The following is a 205-nucleotide window of genomic DNA, read 5'->3' as shown; positions in this document are numbered from 1 at the left end:
CCTGAGCTGAGCTGAGTTGAGCGGCTAAATGACTACCGACACAACCTCCCCCCAGAGCCCGGAGGCGGCCGTGGTGCCGCCTTCGGGCCCTGCCCCGTCGCGCGTTGCGCAGGGCCACAAGCGTCTGCTGACCCGCCGGGACCGCATCACGCTCGCCTTCATGGCGGGCGTGCCGACCGTGCTGCACGTGCTGCTGGTGTGGGTG

Annotated in this window: 1 pseudogene; it reads left to right on the top strand. The window is 70.2% G+C overall.

The features are described from left to right. Nucleotides 1–28 precede the first annotated feature (28 nt). Nucleotides 29–205, top strand: a pseudogene (locus IF54_RS0139285) (sugar ABC transporter permease); the annotation flags it as partial.

Origin of the sequence: Streptomyces sp. NRRL B-3229, assembly GCF_000719505.1 — a bacterium.
Lineage (GTDB): Bacteria > Actinomycetota > Actinomycetes > Streptomycetales > Streptomycetaceae > Streptomyces > Streptomyces griseorubiginosus.
This window is presented reverse-complemented; position numbering and strand designations above follow the sequence as displayed.